This window comes from Clostridium amylolyticum, from assembly GCF_900142075.1.
GTDB lineage: Bacteria > Bacillota > Clostridia > Clostridiales > Clostridiaceae > Clostridium_AA > Clostridium_AA amylolyticum.
The window spans coordinates 798,239-814,002 of the sequence record NZ_FQZO01000001.1 but is presented as its reverse complement, the minus strand read 5'-3'; the positions used below and the strand labels follow the sequence as shown (position 1 = coordinate 814,002).

The 15,764-nt window shown below is 31.3% G+C and carries 19 protein-coding genes; 3 read left to right on the top strand and 16 right to left on the bottom strand.

Annotation, left to right across the window (positions count from 1 at the left end):
• Window positions 1-33 precede the first annotated feature (33 nt).
• The 9 genes from BUA82_RS03965 to pta all read right to left on the bottom strand — a co-directional run bounded on the left by BUA82_RS03965 (window position 34) and on the right by pta (window position 6,725).
• Complete coding sequence (locus tag BUA82_RS03965) at window positions 34-294, bottom strand: stage V sporulation protein S (protein ID WP_073004865.1); 261 nt, start codon at window positions 292-294, stop codon at window positions 34-36.
• Between the two features lie 71 nt (window positions 295-365).
• Window positions 366-1,442 carry an elongator complex protein 3 gene (locus BUA82_RS03960; protein ID WP_073004863.1) on the bottom strand — a complete coding sequence of 359 codons (1,077 nt, stop codon included), beginning with the start codon at window positions 1,440-1,442 and terminating at the stop codon, window positions 366-368.
• Window positions 1,435-2,130 (bottom strand): ribonuclease III, encoded by a 696-nt coding sequence (rnc, locus tag BUA82_RS03955; protein WP_073004861.1) that lies wholly within the window; start codon window positions 2,128-2,130, stop codon window positions 1,435-1,437. Before rnc ends, BUA82_RS03960 begins: the two co-directional genes overlap by 8 nt.
• Before the next feature lie 112 nt (window positions 2,131-2,242).
• Window positions 2,243-2,476, bottom strand: a complete 234-nt coding sequence (gene acpP, locus BUA82_RS03950; RefSeq protein ID WP_073004859.1) for an acyl carrier protein — start codon at window positions 2,474-2,476, stop codon at window positions 2,243-2,245.
• Between the two features lie 114 nt (window positions 2,477-2,590).
• Entirely contained in the window at window positions 2,591-3,595 is a 1,005-nt protein-coding gene (gene plsX / locus BUA82_RS03945) for a phosphate acyltransferase PlsX (protein ID WP_073004855.1), read from the bottom strand.
• Window positions 3,596-3,648: 53 nt separating this feature from the next.
• Window positions 3,649-3,831 (bottom strand): 50S ribosomal protein L32, encoded by a 183-nt coding sequence (gene rpmF / locus BUA82_RS03940; RefSeq protein WP_073004853.1) that lies wholly within the window; start codon window positions 3,829-3,831, stop codon window positions 3,649-3,651.
• A 13-nt stretch (window positions 3,832-3,844) separates the two neighbouring features.
• A complete protein-coding gene (locus BUA82_RS03935) occupies window positions 3,845-4,345 on the bottom strand; it encodes a YceD family protein (protein ID WP_073004851.1) in 501 nt (166 codons plus the stop codon).
• Window positions 4,346-4,500: 155 nt separating this feature from the next.
• Window positions 4,501-5,700, bottom strand: a complete 1,200-nt coding sequence (locus BUA82_RS03930) for an acetate/propionate family kinase (RefSeq protein ID WP_073004849.1) — start codon at window positions 5,698-5,700, stop codon at window positions 4,501-4,503.
• Window positions 5,701-5,726: 26 nt separating this feature from the next.
• Complete coding sequence (gene pta, locus BUA82_RS03925) at window positions 5,727-6,725, bottom strand: phosphate acetyltransferase (RefSeq protein WP_073004847.1); 999 nt, start codon at window positions 6,723-6,725, stop codon at window positions 5,727-5,729.
• A 207-nt stretch (window positions 6,726-6,932) separates the two neighbouring features.
• Between pta and BUA82_RS03920 the strand changes: the two genes are divergently transcribed.
• Window positions 6,933-8,150 carry a nucleotidyltransferase gene (locus BUA82_RS03920; protein WP_073004845.1) on the top strand — a complete coding sequence of 406 codons (1,218 nt, stop codon included), beginning with the start codon at window positions 6,933-6,935 and terminating at the stop codon, window positions 8,148-8,150.
• A gap of 83 nt (window positions 8,151-8,233) precedes the next feature.
• Window positions 8,234-9,382 (top strand): sporulation integral membrane protein YlbJ, encoded by a 1,149-nt coding sequence (gene ylbJ / locus BUA82_RS03915; RefSeq protein WP_073004843.1) that lies wholly within the window; start codon window positions 8,234-8,236, stop codon window positions 9,380-9,382.
• Here ylbJ and BUA82_RS03910 read toward each other — a convergent pair.
• From BUA82_RS03910 to BUA82_RS03885, 6 genes are all read right to left on the bottom strand, one after another.
• On the bottom strand, window positions 9,365-9,889 hold the full coding sequence (locus BUA82_RS03910; RefSeq protein ID WP_073004841.1) for an ATPase: 525 nt from the start codon (window positions 9,887-9,889) through the stop codon (window positions 9,365-9,367). The two genes, ylbJ and BUA82_RS03910, sit on opposite strands and share 18 nt — an antisense overlap.
• 1 nt (window position 9,890) lies before the next feature.
• Entirely contained in the window at window positions 9,891-10,373 is a 483-nt protein-coding gene (gene coaD / locus BUA82_RS03905; RefSeq protein WP_073004839.1) for a pantetheine-phosphate adenylyltransferase, read from the bottom strand.
• Window positions 10,374-10,375: 2 nt separating this feature from the next.
• Window positions 10,376-10,933: a 16S rRNA (guanine(966)-N(2))-methyltransferase RsmD gene (gene rsmD, locus BUA82_RS03900; RefSeq protein ID WP_073004837.1), complete on the bottom strand. Its 558-nt coding sequence runs from the start codon at window positions 10,931-10,933 to the stop codon at window positions 10,376-10,378.
• A 67-nt stretch (window positions 10,934-11,000) separates the two neighbouring features.
• Window positions 11,001-13,034: an ATP-dependent DNA helicase RecG gene (gene recG / locus BUA82_RS03895; protein ID WP_073004835.1), complete on the bottom strand. Its 2,034-nt coding sequence runs from the start codon at window positions 13,032-13,034 to the stop codon at window positions 11,001-11,003.
• A 40-nt stretch (window positions 13,035-13,074) separates the two neighbouring features.
• Window positions 13,075-14,715 (bottom strand): DAK2 domain-containing protein, encoded by a 1,641-nt coding sequence (locus BUA82_RS03890; protein WP_073004833.1) that lies wholly within the window; start codon window positions 14,713-14,715, stop codon window positions 13,075-13,077.
• Between the two features lie 10 nt (window positions 14,716-14,725).
• Window positions 14,726-15,073 carry an Asp23/Gls24 family envelope stress response protein gene (locus BUA82_RS03885; RefSeq protein ID WP_073004831.1) on the bottom strand — a complete coding sequence of 116 codons (348 nt, stop codon included), beginning with the start codon at window positions 15,071-15,073 and terminating at the stop codon, window positions 14,726-14,728.
• 194 nt (window positions 15,074-15,267) lie between these two features.
• On the opposite strand from BUA82_RS03885, the gene rpmB reads away from it, so the two are divergent.
• Window positions 15,268-15,459, top strand: a complete 192-nt coding sequence (gene rpmB / locus BUA82_RS03880) for a 50S ribosomal protein L28 (protein ID WP_073004829.1) — start codon at window positions 15,268-15,270, stop codon at window positions 15,457-15,459.
• Between the two features lie 134 nt (window positions 15,460-15,593).
• Here the strand turns inward: rpmB and BUA82_RS20595 are convergent, their stop codons facing one another.
• Complete coding sequence (locus BUA82_RS20595) at window positions 15,594-15,752, bottom strand: hypothetical protein (RefSeq protein WP_178140679.1); 159 nt, start codon at window positions 15,750-15,752, stop codon at window positions 15,594-15,596.
• Window positions 15,753-15,764 lie beyond the last annotated feature (12 nt).

Sequence of the window (15,764 nt, the reverse complement as noted above, 5' to 3'; positions counted from 1 at the left end):
AGAGATATCTCTAAGGCCCACTATACTCTTAAATTATCTAGGTTCAACAATGAATTTAATAGCTGTTCTTTCCTCACCCTCTATAGTAATTTCTGAAAATGCTGGAATAACTACTAAATCAATACCGTTAGGTGCTACGAACCCCCTTGTAATAGCTATAGCTTTAACTGCTTGGTTAACTGCTCCTGCTCCTACTGCTTGAACTTCAGCTGCTGAGTTTTCTCTTAATACCGCAGCTAAAGCGCCTGCTACAGATTTAGGTTGCGAATGCGCTGATACTTTTAATACTTCCATAATTAATTCCTCCTATAGGTAAGAAAATAATGTAACTATTTTTACTTATAGGAATATAATTCTATGAAAGTTTAAAATATCCTTCTATGTGCTATAGTTAACATATATTCATAAATCGACAAAATTATACAATCATCCTGAGAAATTAATTTAATAACCCCTTTAGGAGTATCATTTTCTATCTTTATGTGTAGAAATATATCTTTTAGTTTATTTTTAGTTTCTAAAAAATATCTCTTTTTGTCAGAATAAAGTTTTGAAATATCCTTAGAATTAATTAAAATTGTATATTGGCCTTTTTTATCTTTTAAATAATCATACAATAAATCGTTTATTATACTACTTTCAACTAATTCTCTAAAGGCAGGGTGAAATGGACCTGAGATTATATCTCCGTTGACATTTATACTGTCTGTTGGCTGTAATCCTACTCTGATAATGGGTATATTCTTAGAGTGATATAAAGAATAAATCTTCTTAGTAATCTCTACAGCTTCATCCAATGTATAAGGTTTATATAATTCTTTCCTATACATTATTTCCATAGGAGTATCTTTAATTACTAAAGCGGGATATATTCTGCAAATATCAGGATCCATGCTTATGCTTTCCATAACAGTTTTAATATCTTTTTCAAAAGTATCTCCTGGCAGACCCAACATTATTTGGTGTCCTAGAACAAAACCTGTGTCTTTTATTAGCTTAGAAGCTAGATAAACATCATTTCTAGTATGACCTCTTCCGGATCTCATCAATACTTCATCATCTAAAGATTGTACTCCTAACTCTATAATATCCACAGAAAAACTTTTTAAATGAGCTAATATGTCTTTATTTATATAATCCGGTCTGGTGGAAAGGCGAATATAATCTATATATCCTTTATCCTTATATTCTTTAGCCACTGCTAAGAGTTCTTTTTGTTTGTATATATCTATTGCTGTGAAGGTTCCTCCAAAAAAAGAAACTTCAATGGTGCTATTAGATTTATTTATGGTTTTTAAATATTCCTCAATTATTTTTCTGGAACTTTCAGCGGTTACTTGTTCCTCCTTTGAAGCAATTATATTTTGATTACAAAAAACACAATTATGAGGACAACCAAGATGTGGTACAAAAACAGGTATTATATAATGGTTTTTAGACATTGACTTCCTCCAATAGTGATAATGCCTTTCTTGCGGCGCTTTGTTCGGACTCTTTTTTGCTAAAGCCAGAACCTTCTCCCATAATTTTATTTTCTATTAAAACCGCCGTATAGAATTTCCTTCTATGAGGAGGGCCTTCGTACTTCATAAGATCATATTTAATATTTACATCTCCTTGTTTTTGAAGGATTTCCTGAAGTTTTGTTTTATAATCTAAGACAATTTCATTATTTATGGCTTTCTCTATAATATCAATAAAGTTATTAGTAATAAAATTTTTAACGGTATCAAGACCTTTATCTAGGTAAATAGCAGCCAGTACAGCTTCCATGCTGTCAGCAAGTAAAGATATTCTCTCTCTACCACCTGTTAACTCTTCACCTTTACTCATCCTGATATAGCTTCCAAGATCTAGCTTTTTAGCAACGTCATATAATGAACTTTCACATACAATAAGAGCTCGTAACTTTGTTAACTCCCCTTCAGATTTATCTTTATAATAGGAAAATAGATACTCAGTTATAGTAAGCTGAAGCACAGAGTCCCCTAGAAACTCTAACCTTTCATTAAATTGTACATTTTTATATTGATTGGCATAGGAACTATGTGTTATGGCCGTTATTAGTAGGGGTTTATTGGAAAACTTTATACCTAATCTGTTTTCTAATGAATTAATATTGTTGTTCATTTATTAATTAATCAACTCCTGGAAGTCTATTCTTCAACCTGCTTATAAGTAGATTCAAGAATAAACTTGTTTATTTAATATAATTAAAGCCCCGTAAGAACGGGACTTATTATTACTCTTCAGTATGTGACTTTATATATTCAACTACATCCCCTACTGTTATAATACCCTCAGCTTCTTCATCAGGAATTTCAAGTTCAAATTCATCTTCCAAAGACATTATTAATTCAACAATATCAAGAGAATCAGCACCTAAATCCTCAACGAAGGCTGATTCCATAGTAATGCTTTCTTCATCAACACTTAACTTATCAGCTACTATAGATTTAACTTTTTCAAAAACCATCCCTTTCACCTCCCCTACAATACTATATTAAGATAATATACAGAAATGAAATATCCGTCAATATTATCTGATGTAATAATTATCTGCTTTTTAAAAAATTTCATGCATTTTTTATTAATTATCAGAATCTAAATATTCCACTTCATGTTTCATTTTATTTATTAAATCATTATCATAGAACTTCTTAGCTTGTCTAATAGCATTTTTAATAGCCAAAGCGTCTGAACTTCCATGTGCTTTTATGCATATCCCATCCACTCCCAAAAAAGGAGCTCCACCGTGTTCCTTATAGTCAAACTTTTTCTTTATATTCTTAAAAACAGGTTTTAAGAGAATACCACCTAATTTGCTTATGGTGTTAGACATTATTTCTTTTTTTATTATAGAAAAAATATTAGAAGCAACGCCTTCATACATCTTTAAAACAGTGTTGCCTACAAACCCGTCACACACAAGAATTTGTACATCACCGCTAGTTATATCTCTAGGTTCAACATTGCCAATAAAATTAACATTGGAATCTGACAATAGCTTATAAGAAGCTTTAGTAAGTTCATTACCTTTTTCTTCTTCTGCACCTATATTAATAAGACCAACCCTTGGATTTTCTATTTCTAAAACATTCTCGAAATAATTTTTACCCATAACTGCAAATTGTAATAAATTCTTAGGCTTGCATTCTGCATTAGCTCCAGAGTCTACTACTATAAAGTTGCCATTAACTCCTGGCATTAAAGGCGCTAGAGCAGGTCTATCAATGCCTTTCATTCTGCCTAATATAAGCAAGGAGGCTGTTAGAAATGCTCCCGTGCTTCCAGCTGAAATAACAGCATCTGCTTTACCTTCCTTTACAAGCCTTACAGCTGTGGTTATAGTGGAGTTTTTCTTTCTTCTAACAGCCATAACAGGATGTTCGTTAGGAGAAATTACTTCTTCAGCATTTTCTACAGATATTTTGGTTTTATCATAGTCACATTTAGAAAGTTCTTTAAGTATAGTGTCTTCCTTGCCTGTAATAATGATTTCTATATCCTTAAACTCTTTTAGAGCCATTATACAACCTTGAACTACAGAATTAGGTGAGTGATCTCCTCCCATACCATCAATAGCTATCCTCATAAATAACTCTCCTTTTACTATAATATAAAGAAAAGAAAGTCATATGACTTTCTTTATTTTTCTGACGCAACTACTTCTTTACCTTTGTAATATCCACAACTTTTGCATACTCTGTGAGCAAGCTTCATTTCATGACACTGTGGACATTCAACAATACCAGGTGCGCTTAATTTAAAAGTTTGAGCTCTTCTAGAATCTCTTCTAGCTTTAGAGAATCTTCTTGCTGGATTTCCCATTTATAACACCTCCTTAATCAGATAAAAACAAGTTTTTAAGCTTTGCCATTCGAATGTCAACATCTTCCTGTGGGCAATTACAAGTATTTCTATTAAGATTTGCCCCGCAGTTTTGGCATAGCCCTTTGCAGTCATTGCTGCATAACTTTTTAATGGGAAGGGACAATAAAATATTATCTGTTATAACCTTTTTTATGTCTAAATACTCTTCAGTTATAAAAATAATATCTTCATTTTCCTTTTGTGAATCATTAGTATATTCTTCAAAAATATTTAAATTAATATTTGAAGTATATCTATCTAAGCATCTTGTGCAGGTAAGCTCAATAACTGCGCTTACCTCCATATCAAGTTGAATTATATCCTCAAGAACAGATGCTTTACCTTTAGCCTTTACAGGAGATTTAAATACTATTTCATCTCCTTCATAAAGGAAAGATTCCATTGTGAAAGTACCTTCAAGATCTTTAGTGAAGTTTTTTCTTTTAAACAAATCGTTAAATTCAATTTTCATATATTTAACTTTGTGAATACCCTTATATAGAAATAATATAATGAAAGTTCCATTATAGTATTATACAAGAGCTCACTTTTCACCCCTTGCAAGTAAAATTACTTTACAAACACAATTTATTATATAGAGTAGTATTTTAAAAGTCAAGAATTTTGTTATTTATGAGAAACAATTTCCATGGTATCTTTTGCAATCATCATTTCTTCATCTGTTGGAATAGTGAATATACAAACCTTAGAATCATCAGTATTGATTTGAGTAAGCTTTCCTCTAACCTTATTTTTTGCAGTATCCAGCTTAGCACCTAAAAACTCTAGTCCATGGCATATAGCTTCTCTAGTTTCAGGTGAATTTTCTCCTAAACCAGCTGTAAATACGATACAATCTACTCCACCCAGGGTTGCAGCATAAGCACCAACATATTGTTTAACTTTATAGTTAAATAGGTCTAAAGCTAGTTGAGCTCTTTTATTACCTTCTGCTGCAGCATCTTCAATGTCTCTAAAGTCACTGCTTACACCAGAAATACCTAATACACCTGATTTTTTATTTAATATATCACTAACTTCTTCAACTGATACATTTAGTTCTTTAACAAGGAATGACACTATAGCAGGGTCGATATTTCCACTTCTAGTACCCATTGCTAAGCCTTCTAATGGTGTAAAGCCCATGCTTGTATCTATTGATACTCCACCTTTAATAGCTGTAACGCTGGAACCATTTCCTAAATGGCAAGTTATAATATTTAAATCTTTAATATCCTTACCCATAGCTTCAGCAGCTTTAGAAGCTACATACTTATGTGATGTTCCGTGAAATCCATACTTTCTTATACCATAATCGGTGTAATAATCATAAGGCAATGCATACATATATGCTTCTTCTGGCATAGTTTGATGGAAGGCTGTATCAAAAACAGCTACCATAGGTGTGCTTGGCATTAATTCTTTACAAGCATTTATACCTATAATGTTTGGAGGGTTATGTAATGGTGCTAATTTTACGCATTCTTCTAAAGATTTCATTACTACGTCATCTATTAATACTGAACTAGCATATTTCTCTCCACCATGAACAACTCTATGTCCTACAGCAGATATTTCTGACATATCATTTATAACGCCATTAACTTTATCTACTAAAGCATTTAATACTAATTTTATAGCATCTTTATGGTCTTTCATTGGTTGTTGAATTATATACTTATCTCTTCCTTCTACCTTTTGAGTAAGTATTGAACCCTCTATACCTATTCTCTCAACTAATCCCTTTGCCAAAACGGATTCGTTATCCATATTGATTAATTGATACTTAAGTGATGAACTTCCACAGTTTATTACAAGTACTTTCATATTTAACACTCCTTTAATATAATAGTCTAAATATTCTGGGCTTGAACTGCTGTGATAGCTACTACATTAACGATATCTTCAGCTGAACATCCTCTTGATAAATCGTTAATTGGCTTTGCAAACCCTTGACATACAGGACCGATAGCTTCAGCTTTAGCAAATCTCTGAACTAACTTGTAGCCAATGTTTCCTGCTTGAAGATCTGGAAAAATTAATACGTTAGCATTTCCTGCCACTTCACTATTAGGCGCCTTTTGTTTAGCTACTTTGCTTACTATAGCAGCATCTAATTGCATTTCTCCATCAATAGAAAGGTCAGGTCTTAGCTCTTTAGCAAGTTCTGTTGCCTTTCTTACTTTATCCACTAATTCGTGATCAGCACTACCCATAGTGGAGAAGGATAACATTGCAACCTTTGGAGACATTCCAAATAGGTTTTTTGCTGTTTCTGCAGTAGCTATAGCTATAGAAGCTAATTGCTCAGCAGTAGGATTAGGATTAACAGCACAATCAGAGAAAAGAAGCATTCCCTCATCACCATATTCAGAACCAGGTACCACCATAATGAAGAAACTGGAAACCACAGATACCCCAGGTGCTGTTTTAATTATTTGTAAGCCTGGTCTTAGTAAATCTCCAGTAGTATGTATAGCTCCAGATACCATTCCATCAGCATCACCAAGCTTTACCATCATTGTACCATAATATAAAGGATCTCTAACTATTTTTTCAGCCTTTTCTATAGTCATTCCTTTATTCTTTCTCATTTCATAAAATTCTTGAACGTAACTATTAATTTTATCTGAGGTTTCAGGATCTACGATGTTAATACCATCTAAGTTTACTTTTAGGTCAGTGGCTTTTCTTTTAATTACCTCTAAGTTACCTACAAGAGTAACATCTGCTAAGCCATTTTCCTTTATTTTTTGTGAAGCAACAAGATTTCTCTCCTCTTCACCTTCAGGAAGTACAATTCTCTTTCTATCTCTTTGAGCTGCTTCCCAAATATTTTTCATAAGCTCCATGTTCAAAACTCCTTTCAAAAGCACAGTTGTTTACATATATTAATATACTCCTTATATCATATACTTTTCAACATTAAAAACATAAAAACAACAGCTACATGATTTATTTAAATTTTCTGAACATTATATAATTATAAAGAATGAATAAATTCATATTTTAATATATAATATTTTATATCTTAAAATATTATGTAAAAGGTGATAATTATGAAAAATGCTGCAATTATTTGCGAATATAACCCATTACACAAAGGTCATGTATATCATATTAATCATACTAGAGAATACACTAATTGCCATGGTATAGTTTGCCTAATGAGTGGTAATTTCATGCAAAGAGGAATTCCAGCTTTAATGGATAAATGGAAAAGAGCTGAAATAGCTATAAAGTCTGGAGCCGACCTAGTGATAGAACTCCCCTCTATTTTTAGTGTATCATCAGCAGAGTTTTTTGCTAAAGGTGCTATAGATATTTTAGACAGCATGGGGGTAGTGGATTATGTTTCTTTTGGAAGTGAAAGTGGGGACATTGCATTAATAGAAAAATTGGCCATTATCCTTAGTGAGGAGCCTATGGAATATAAAGAAAGCTTAAAGACATATCTTAATAGAGGCATCCCCTTTGCTAAAGCCAGAGCTGAAAGCTTAAAGGATTATATAAGTTTAAAGGATTCAAGCTTAGCTTCTTCAAGTAAATTGACATCTTTACTTCAATCCTCTAATAATATATTGGCTTTAGAATACTGCAAGGCTCTATATAAAAATAATAGTAAGATTAAACCTATTACATTAACTAGGATGGGAGATAACTATAATGAAACTACCCTTACTTCAAATTTTGCTAGTGCTACTGCCATAAGGAATGCTTTAAGGTCAAAGGATATATACTCAATAAAAGATTATGTTCCTGAAAGTACCTTTCAAGAATTAATTAAATTAAACGGTAATAATTATAAATTTATTTTTGAAGATTCCATGTTTCCTTATTTAAAATATAAACTTATGTTAAACAGAGATTTGCATAAGCTTCCTGATGTGTCTGAAGGCTTAGATAATCGTATCTATAGTGCCATTAGTAATAGTAAAAGTATACAGGAGTTAATTTTAAAATCTAAAACCAAAAGATATACCTACACCCGCATTAACAGAATACTATGCCAATACTTTTTAGGCTTTGAAGAATATGATATTAAGAGTCTTAGAAAAAGTGAACCTTCATATGTTAGAATACTTGCTTTTAATCACAGAGGAAGAGAAATTATAAAGGATATAAAGAATACTTCTTCCATGGAAATTGTAAATAAAATGCCTAAAAAAATAAGTGATATGCTGGAATTGGATATAAAAACTACTAAAGCCTACAGTATATTAAATGCTAATATAGACCCCTCAGAAGATTTTCTAAAGAGTCCAAAGTATGTATAACTTCACACAGTAATAAACCTCAGGTGATAAATAATGTTAATTTAAAATATAATTAAATAAATATAATTAATCTGGGGGCCCAAATGCTTATTTATGTTTATTTATTTATAATTATTTTAGTTATGTTCCTTTTAGTAAGATTTAAACGCTTTAATTTATTATTCTCGGTAATATTTACATTAATTATAATTTACTTCCTACTAAATCCCAAGGTTTCCATTCAATCTGCTAAATCGGGATTGGTAATTTTTATAAACTCGGTATTTCCTACTTTATTTCCATTCTTAGTAGTTTGTAATATGCTTATTTTCTATGACGGCATTGTAGTTTATTCAAAAATATTAGGCCCTTTTTTATGTACACCCTTAAGGCTTTCTAATCAATGCAGCCTTGCTTTAACCATTAGCATACTTTGTGGGTATCCACTAGGGGCAAAGTATAGCACCAAGCTGTATGAGGATGGTTTTATTCAAGAAGAAGAATATACAAGGCTATTAAATATAGCTTCTAACACAGGACCATTATTTATAATAGGATCTGTAGCCACCTCGATGTTCGGTAATACATACTGGGGGTATTTAATGCTATTTGCAAATTATATATCATGCTTTATTATGTCTTTAATAATTTCTCCTTCTAAAAGCAAAAGCATTAATATTGGAAATTCTAAAGATACCACTTATAATTTTGGTTCTGCTTTAAAGAATTCATTGGAAGACGCAACAAAAACCTGCATAAATGTTGCAGGTTTTGTTATCATATTTTCTGTAATTATCTCTGTATTAAAAAACAACTATGTATTTAATTCATTTATTTTATTCTTATCTAGTTTATTGAAAGTAAATACAGAGATATTAAACTCATTATTTTTAGGTATGACAGAAATAACAAATGGCTGCTATCTACTGTCAACAACTAAAATTAATATAGTAATGAAATTAAGTTTAGCCAGTTTTCTATGCAGCTTCAGCGGTGCTTCCATAATAGCTCAAGTTCATTCTTTTACTTATAAACACAGTTGCTTTTCCATGGGCAAGTATTTTTATAGAAAGTTATTACAAGGAATAATAAGCTTTATAATAACTTATTTTATATGCACAATTAATTTGGATACCCTATCAGTATTTAATAATGCCATGGCTACAAGCAAAATATTCATAATTCCTTTTATGATATTACTAATATTGAGTTTGTTTATTTATACCTTGAGAACATTATTTGATAGATCTTAATTCTTTAATATTTTCTCTTATATCTTGAGCAGAGTTGGACATATCATCTGTAAGCTCTATTGCCATTTTTTCCACATTGACTTTAATGCAATTTATAATTTCTTGAGTTTTACTGTCTAACTCTTTTTCTAGTTGGCATAAAATCTCATCGGCATAGTCCCTTGCCCCTAACCTAATAGCTTTGGCGTCTCTTTGGGCAGCACTGATTATTTCTTGTCCCTTAATTTGAGCTTCCTTAGTGATATCATGGTTTTCAACTTGCTTTTTTAGCATGTCCATGGTATCTTTTTTTACTGTCTCATATTCTTTTTTTGCCTCAGCCATGATTCTTTCTTTTTCTCCTACAATCCACTGGGCCTTTTTAATATCATCAGGTAGATAGTTAAATATTTGGTCTAAAATTTCAGTAAGCTCTTTTTTATCTACCAGCACTTTTCCTGTTATAGGAACCTTTGGTGCAGATTCAACTATATCCTGAAGATATTCTAAAAGCTGCATAATCTCCATACTAATCACCTCTAAACTTATTTGTTAAACTTGGTATTATTATATCTGGAACAAGGTCTTTTAAACAACCGCCAAACTTGGCTACCTGCTTAATTGAAGATGAACTAACATAAGAATACTTAGCGTTTGTCATCATAAATACTGTTTCAATGTTGGAATCTAATTTGTGATTCATTAATGCCATTTGAAATTCGTAGTCAAAATCTGAAAGTGCCCTTAGGCCTTTAATTATTACATTTGAATTTTTCTGTTTAACATAGTCAATTAACAATCCATCAAAACTTTCTACTTTAACATTTTTGTATGGCTCCACTACTTTTTTTATAAGTTCTACTCTCTCTTCAGTGGTAAAAAGGGTATTTTTATCTATATTTATCAATACTGAAACTATCACTTCATCAAAAATCTTTGAACTTCTTTCAATAATATCCAGGTGTCCGTTGGTTAAAGGATCAAAGCTCCCAGGATAAACTGCTATCTTCATTATTAATCCTCCTTATATTTATAAAAGCAAACAGTAGTGTTACCGTATTTTCTTTTATCACACAGCGCTAAATCATTAAATCCTTCATAGATATTTTCAGAAGAATCAATCTTGGTTACAATAATCCCTTCTTTATTTAAGAGGTTATTATTATAAATATAATCAATTGCACCAGGTATCATATCCTTTAGATAAGGAGGGTCTATAAATATTAAATCAAAAAGCTTTTTGCTTTCTGCGAATTTTTTTAAAGCAGTATATGCATCTATATTGTAACTAAAACAAATATCATTAAATTTTAAATGTTCTATGTTTTGTTTTAAATAAGGATAGGTGATGGGACTTTTATCTATAAGATGACATTCTTTAGCACCACGACTAGCTGCTTCTAATCCTAAACTACCTGTACCAGAAAACATATCTAGAACTATGGCTTCTGGAATATATCCTTGTATAATACTAAACATTGATTCCTTTACCCTATCTAGTGTAGGTCTTGTTTCACTAGTAGGAGGAGAAAATAACTTTCTACCTTTTGCTTTTCCTGAAATTATTCTCATTTGAAGTCTCCTTATTATATAATTAAAATTTTAGCATATATTATCGAAGTTTACAATTTTTTGTGAATCAATTAAAACAGATGTATTTAGAGCTTACTTCTAGATTTTCCAATATTTCTTTTCTTATTTTAATATCTTCCAAGGCAGTGGAATTATAAATCTCTTGAGCTTCTATATTTGCTGCTTTTAGTATGCTTGAATCATTTAATATGTCGGCAATCATAAAACCGCTGTCACCATGTTGTCTAGTGCCAAAAATTACACCTGTACCTCTTATTTTCATATCTTGTTCGGATATAAAGAAACCGTCATTACTTTGTGTCAATATTTCCATTCTCTTTTTGGTTATATTGTTCTTTGCATTAGCCAGAAGTATACAGTAAGATTTATATTCTCCTCTACCAACCCTACCTCTTAATTGATGAAGTTGAGACAATCCAAATCTTTCTGCATTTTCAATTATCATTACACTAGCATTAGGAACATTTACCCCCACCTCAATTACAGTGGTGGAAATTAAAACCTGAGTGATATTTTCTTTAAATCTACCCATTATGCTTTCTTTCTCTTTTGAATGCATTTTCCCATGAAGAATTTCTATATTCCATTCTTTAAAATATTTCTCTTTTAACTCTTCATATAAAGTTTCCACTGAAATAAGCTCTAGCTTTTCATTATCTTCTATTAGTGGACAAACGATATATGCCTGCCTTCCTTTATTGATTTCTTTTAGCGCAATATCATAAGCATTAAATCTGTGATTTAAATCATAAAAAAGGGTATCTATCTTTTTTCTTCCTGGTGGTAATTCATCTATTACAGATATATCTAAATCATTATAAAGGTATAATGCTAAAGTTCTAGGAATGGGGGTAGCCGTCATTACAAGCACATCTGCTTCCTCATTTTTATTAATAAGTTTACCTCTTTGATTTACACCAAACCTATGCTGTTCATCTGTAATTATTAACCCTAAATTAGAAAACATAACATCATCTTCAATTAATGCGTGGGTACCAATTACTATAGCTGGTTCACCACTTTTTAGTGCCTCTTTTATAAGGCTTTTATCTGAAAGCTTTGTACTTCCAGTTAAAAGATAAATATTCATATTAAATATTTGAAAGAGCTTTTTTGCTTCCTTATAATGTTGTTCTGCTAATATTTCTGTGGGTGCCATAAAGGCTACTTGATAACCATTAAAATAAACATTAAGAGATGCAATAAGGGCTACTATGGTTTTGCCACTACCCACATCCCCTTGCACTAATCTGTTCATAGGATAATTCTTTTTTTGATCAATTAACAATTCTCTCACCACTCTAGTTTGAGCCTTAGTAAGATTAAAGGGAAGCATATCTTTAAACAGTGACAGTTCTTTACTCATTATAAATGGTATACCCTTTTTATTGTTTTTTAAATGATTCTTAATCATAAGTAGTTTCAGAGAATAAGAAAATAGCTCCTGAAACTTTAATCTATTAATGGCTTTAGTAAGGGTTTCAGTATCCTGGGGAAAATGAATATTTCTAATAGCTTTATCAAGAGATATTAAATTATACTTTTCCATAACCCTATGGGGGAGATTTTCATTGATGGTAATAGAGTCTAGCACTTGATGCATTAGCTTAGAAATAATTTTATTATTAATTGCATCATGTAATGAATATTTAGCTATTATACCTTTGTCTTCAAGTATATTTCTGCTAACTATGGGATTCATTACTTCTAGGCTATTACCTACCTTTTTAAACTTACCCAATAAATAAACCTCTTCATCCTTTTTGAATGTCTTTTTTATATAAGGTTGATTAAACCACTTCCCATATATTTTATAATTTTTATATTGAAAAGCTACAGAAGTTAATATTTTTCCACTTTTTACCCGAAGCTCTTTATCTAATCCAATGACAGTACAATGTACAACATATTTTTCTTCCATAGTAAGATTTGAAAAATCTAACTCTTGGTTTATAAACTCATAATCTCTAGGGATATAAAGAAGTAAATCTAATAGAGTATAAATACCACATTTATTAAGAGCTTCAGAGGTCTTAGGTCCTACTCCTTTTAGATTAGAAACTTGTATATTTAAATTCATATCCTCACCTCCAAATAAAAAAATCGCCTAAGGCGATTTTTTACTCTACAGAAATAATAAAATAATAAAGTGGTTGTTCACCATCATAGCTTTGTATATCCAAATCAGGATATCTATCTTCTAGCCTATTCTTTAGCTCTTCAGCCTTATTTCTATCGCATTCATTACCATAGAATAGAGTAATTAATGAAGAATCCTCATTAACCATATGCTCTATGAGTTTATCTGTTACTTCATAAACATCCTGTCCAACTTCCTTTATTTTACCCTCTAAAAGTCCTAAAATATTGCCTTCTTTTATTTCAATTCCATCCATTTCTGTATCACGTACTGCATAGGTTATTGAACCTGTAGAAACAGTTTCTATAACATCTTTCATTTCTTCTATGTTATCTTCAACTTCAGCTTCAGGATTAAACATAGTTAAACATGATATTCCTTGAGGTATTGTCTTAGTTGGTAGAACTATAAGATTTTTATTGCTGATTTCAGCAGCTTGCGAAGCAGCCATTATTATATTTTTATTGTTTGGAAGAATAAAAATATTTTCTGCATTTAATTTACTCACACATTCTATTATATCCTGTGTACTTGGATTCATTGTTTGACCACCTTCAATAACATAATCCACACCTAAATCCAAGAATATATTTTTAATTCCTTCACCAGCAGCTACAGAAATAAAACCATATTTTTTCGGCTCTTCTTCTACTGTTGTATGCTCATGTACTTCATGAGCATAAGAATTTTCACTTACTATCAGACTTCTATGTTCTTCACGCATGTTATCGATTTTTATCTTTGATAATTCTCCCAGTTGTACAGCTTTTGAAAGTACAAGTCCTGGGTCATTGGTATGAATATGAACTTTAATCACATCTTCATAACCTACCACTATCATAGAGTCACCAAATTCATTTATTTCATTTTTAAATTCATCAGCTTTTGAACTATCTCCTAAAACGATAAATTCTGTACAATAACCATATTTAATTTCATGATCTACTAAGTTATTAGCGGCAGAAACATTTTCAGCAGATTTATGGTATTCTTCTATGGTAGCTTTAATATCTTTGTTTAAAGCTTCATAAAATCCTTGCATTATAATAAGTAGTCCCATACCACCAGAGTCCACGACTTTAGCTTTCTTTAAAGCAGGTAACATCTCAGGAGTTTTATCTAAGACTATTTTTGCTTGAGTACATACTTCTTCCATAAGTTCAGTTACATTAGTTTTAGTGGAAGCAACAGCGCTTTCTGCAGCTCCTCTTACCACTGTTAATATTGTACCTTCAGTTGGTCTCATAACTGCTTTATAAGCTGACTTAGCGCCTTCAGATAAAGCGTAGGCAAATTCTACTGAATCCGCTTCATCTTTTCCTTCTAACCCCTTAGAAATACCTCTTAATATTTGCGAAAGTATAACACCAGAATTACCACGAGCACCCATTAAAGCGCCCTTAGCTAACTTTTTGGAAGCTTCACCTACAGATTCTATTCCTTTATTTTCCAATTCTTTTACTGCTGCCCTAAATGTCATTGACATATTTGTACCAGTGTCACCATCGGGAACTGGAAAGACATTCAGTGAGTTGACATATTCTTTTTGCTGCTCTAGCTTATTGCTAGCGTGAACAACCATATTGTAGAATTGTTCACCATTTATCTTTAAGTATTCCATATTAAACCTCCTAGACTCTCACTGCTTGAACATTCACTGTAATAGTTGATACCTTAAGTCCAGTGTAATTTTCAACATTATATCTAACTTTTTGAATTATATTGTTTGCTATAACAGATATCTTAGTACCGTATTCTACCATAACATAAAGATTTATATATAATTCATTATTTTTAAAGTTAACTTTTACACCTTTACTTAAATTTTCAATTCTCATTAATTCCCACAAACCTTCAGTGGCACTTTTTGAAACCATACCTACGACACCATAACATTCCATAGTAGAAAGTCCAACTATCTTTGCGATAACCTCTTCCGAGAATGAAATATGGCCGTTGTCATTAGAAAATCCTAACATTTCTAATTCCTCCTTATAAACTCATATAGTCTATTCTATATTAATATCATAATTAATTCAATAATTTAGAAGTAATTTTCAGTTTTTAATAAATAATAGAGTACATTTTACTTGCAAATTTCATGAAATCTGTGATAGAATATAATTTGTCTTAATGAAGAGGTATCTTCCGTGTCTAAGGAGGTGTTTTTAATATGTCAAGAAAGTGCGAAGTATGCAACAAGGGAGTTGTTTCTGGAGTACAGTACAGCCACTCTCACCGTCAATCCAAGAGAACTTGGGTGCCAAACATAAAGAAAGTTAAAGCAGTTGTTAATGGAACACCTAGAACAGTTCATGTTTGTACAAGATGTTTACGTTCTGGAAAAGTTCAAAGAGCAATATAGCAAATAAAAAATGCAATTGAAGAGTTCAATTGCATTTTTTATTTATGTTATTTTTTAAAAATAAACTTTATTATTTTAGATATACAACTTGGAAGTTTAATAGCTATTATCTTCATTCTTCCCTCCCCAGCAACTTATTTATGTTCTGCAAGATTCCATCCTATATATATTAGTACAGCACCTGCAATTATTATCCAACCCCAGAATGGCATAAATACAGCTAGAAGCATTCCTATACCTATTGCAGCAATGGATATTCCTATTTTTTTCCGTGTTTTTCTATCTAAGCGCATTGTTTAATCACC

What these genes read in the sequence shown, in the direction of transcription:
- rpmF (WP_073004853.1), bottom strand. Translation starts at nt 3,831, where the DNA reads ATGGGAAATCCAGCAAGAAGATTCTCTAAAGCTAGAAGAGATTCTAGA.
- BUA82_RS03930 (WP_073004849.1), bottom strand. Translation starts at nt 5,700, where the DNA reads ATGAAAGTACTTGTAATAAACTGTGGAAGTTCATCACTTAAGTATCAA.
- coaD (WP_073004839.1), bottom strand. Translation starts at nt 10,373, where the DNA reads ATGAAGATAGCAGTTTATCCTGGGAGCTTTGATCCTTTAACCAACGGA.
- BUA82_RS03885 (WP_073004831.1), bottom strand. Translation starts at nt 15,073, where the DNA reads ATGTTAGGATTTTCTAATGACAACGGCCATATTTCATTCTCGGAAGAG.
- BUA82_RS03920 (WP_073004845.1), top strand. Translation starts at nt 6,933, where the DNA reads ATGAAAAATGCTGCAATTATTTGCGAATATAACCCATTACACAAAGGT.
- BUA82_RS03960 (WP_073004863.1), bottom strand. Translation starts at nt 1,442, where the DNA reads ATGTCTAAAAACCATTATATAATACCTGTTTTTGTACCACATCTTGGT.
- rsmD (WP_073004837.1), bottom strand. Translation starts at nt 10,933, where the DNA reads ATGAGAATAATTTCAGGAAAAGCAAAAGGTAGAAAGTTATTTTCTCCT.
- recG (WP_073004835.1), bottom strand. Translation starts at nt 13,034, where the DNA reads ATGAATTTAAATATACAAGTTTCTAATCTAAAAGGAGTAGGACCTAAG.
- BUA82_RS03965 (WP_073004865.1), bottom strand. Translation starts at nt 294, where the DNA reads ATGGAAGTATTAAAAGTATCAGCGCATTCGCAACCTAAATCTGTAGCA.
- BUA82_RS03890 (WP_073004833.1), bottom strand. Translation starts at nt 14,715, where the DNA reads ATGGAATACTTAAAGATAAATGGTGAACAATTCTACAATATGGTTGTT.
- pta (WP_073004847.1), bottom strand. Translation starts at nt 6,725, where the DNA reads ATGGAGCTTATGAAAAATATTTGGGAAGCAGCTCAAAGAGATAGAAAG.
- rpmB (WP_073004829.1), top strand. Translation starts at nt 15,268, where the DNA reads ATGTCAAGAAAGTGCGAAGTATGCAACAAGGGAGTTGTTTCTGGAGTA.
- BUA82_RS03910 (WP_073004841.1), bottom strand. Translation starts at nt 9,889, where the DNA reads ATGGAGATTATGCAGCTTTTAGAATATCTTCAGGATATAGTTGAATCT.
- acpP (WP_073004859.1), bottom strand. Translation starts at nt 2,476, where the DNA reads ATGGTTTTTGAAAAAGTTAAATCTATAGTAGCTGATAAGTTAAGTGTT.
- plsX (WP_073004855.1), bottom strand. Translation starts at nt 3,595, where the DNA reads ATGAGGATAGCTATTGATGGTATGGGAGGAGATCACTCACCTAATTCT.
- BUA82_RS20595 (WP_178140679.1), bottom strand. Translation starts at nt 15,752, where the DNA reads ATGCGCTTAGATAGAAAAACACGGAAAAAAATAGGAATATCCATTGCT.
- ylbJ (WP_073004843.1), top strand. Translation starts at nt 8,234, where the DNA reads ATGCTTATTTATGTTTATTTATTTATAATTATTTTAGTTATGTTCCTT.
- BUA82_RS03935 (WP_073004851.1), bottom strand. Translation starts at nt 4,345, where the DNA reads ATGAAAATTGAATTTAACGATTTGTTTAAAAGAAAAAACTTCACTAAA.
- rnc (WP_073004861.1), bottom strand. Translation starts at nt 2,130, where the DNA reads ATGAACAACAATATTAATTCATTAGAAAACAGATTAGGTATAAAGTTT.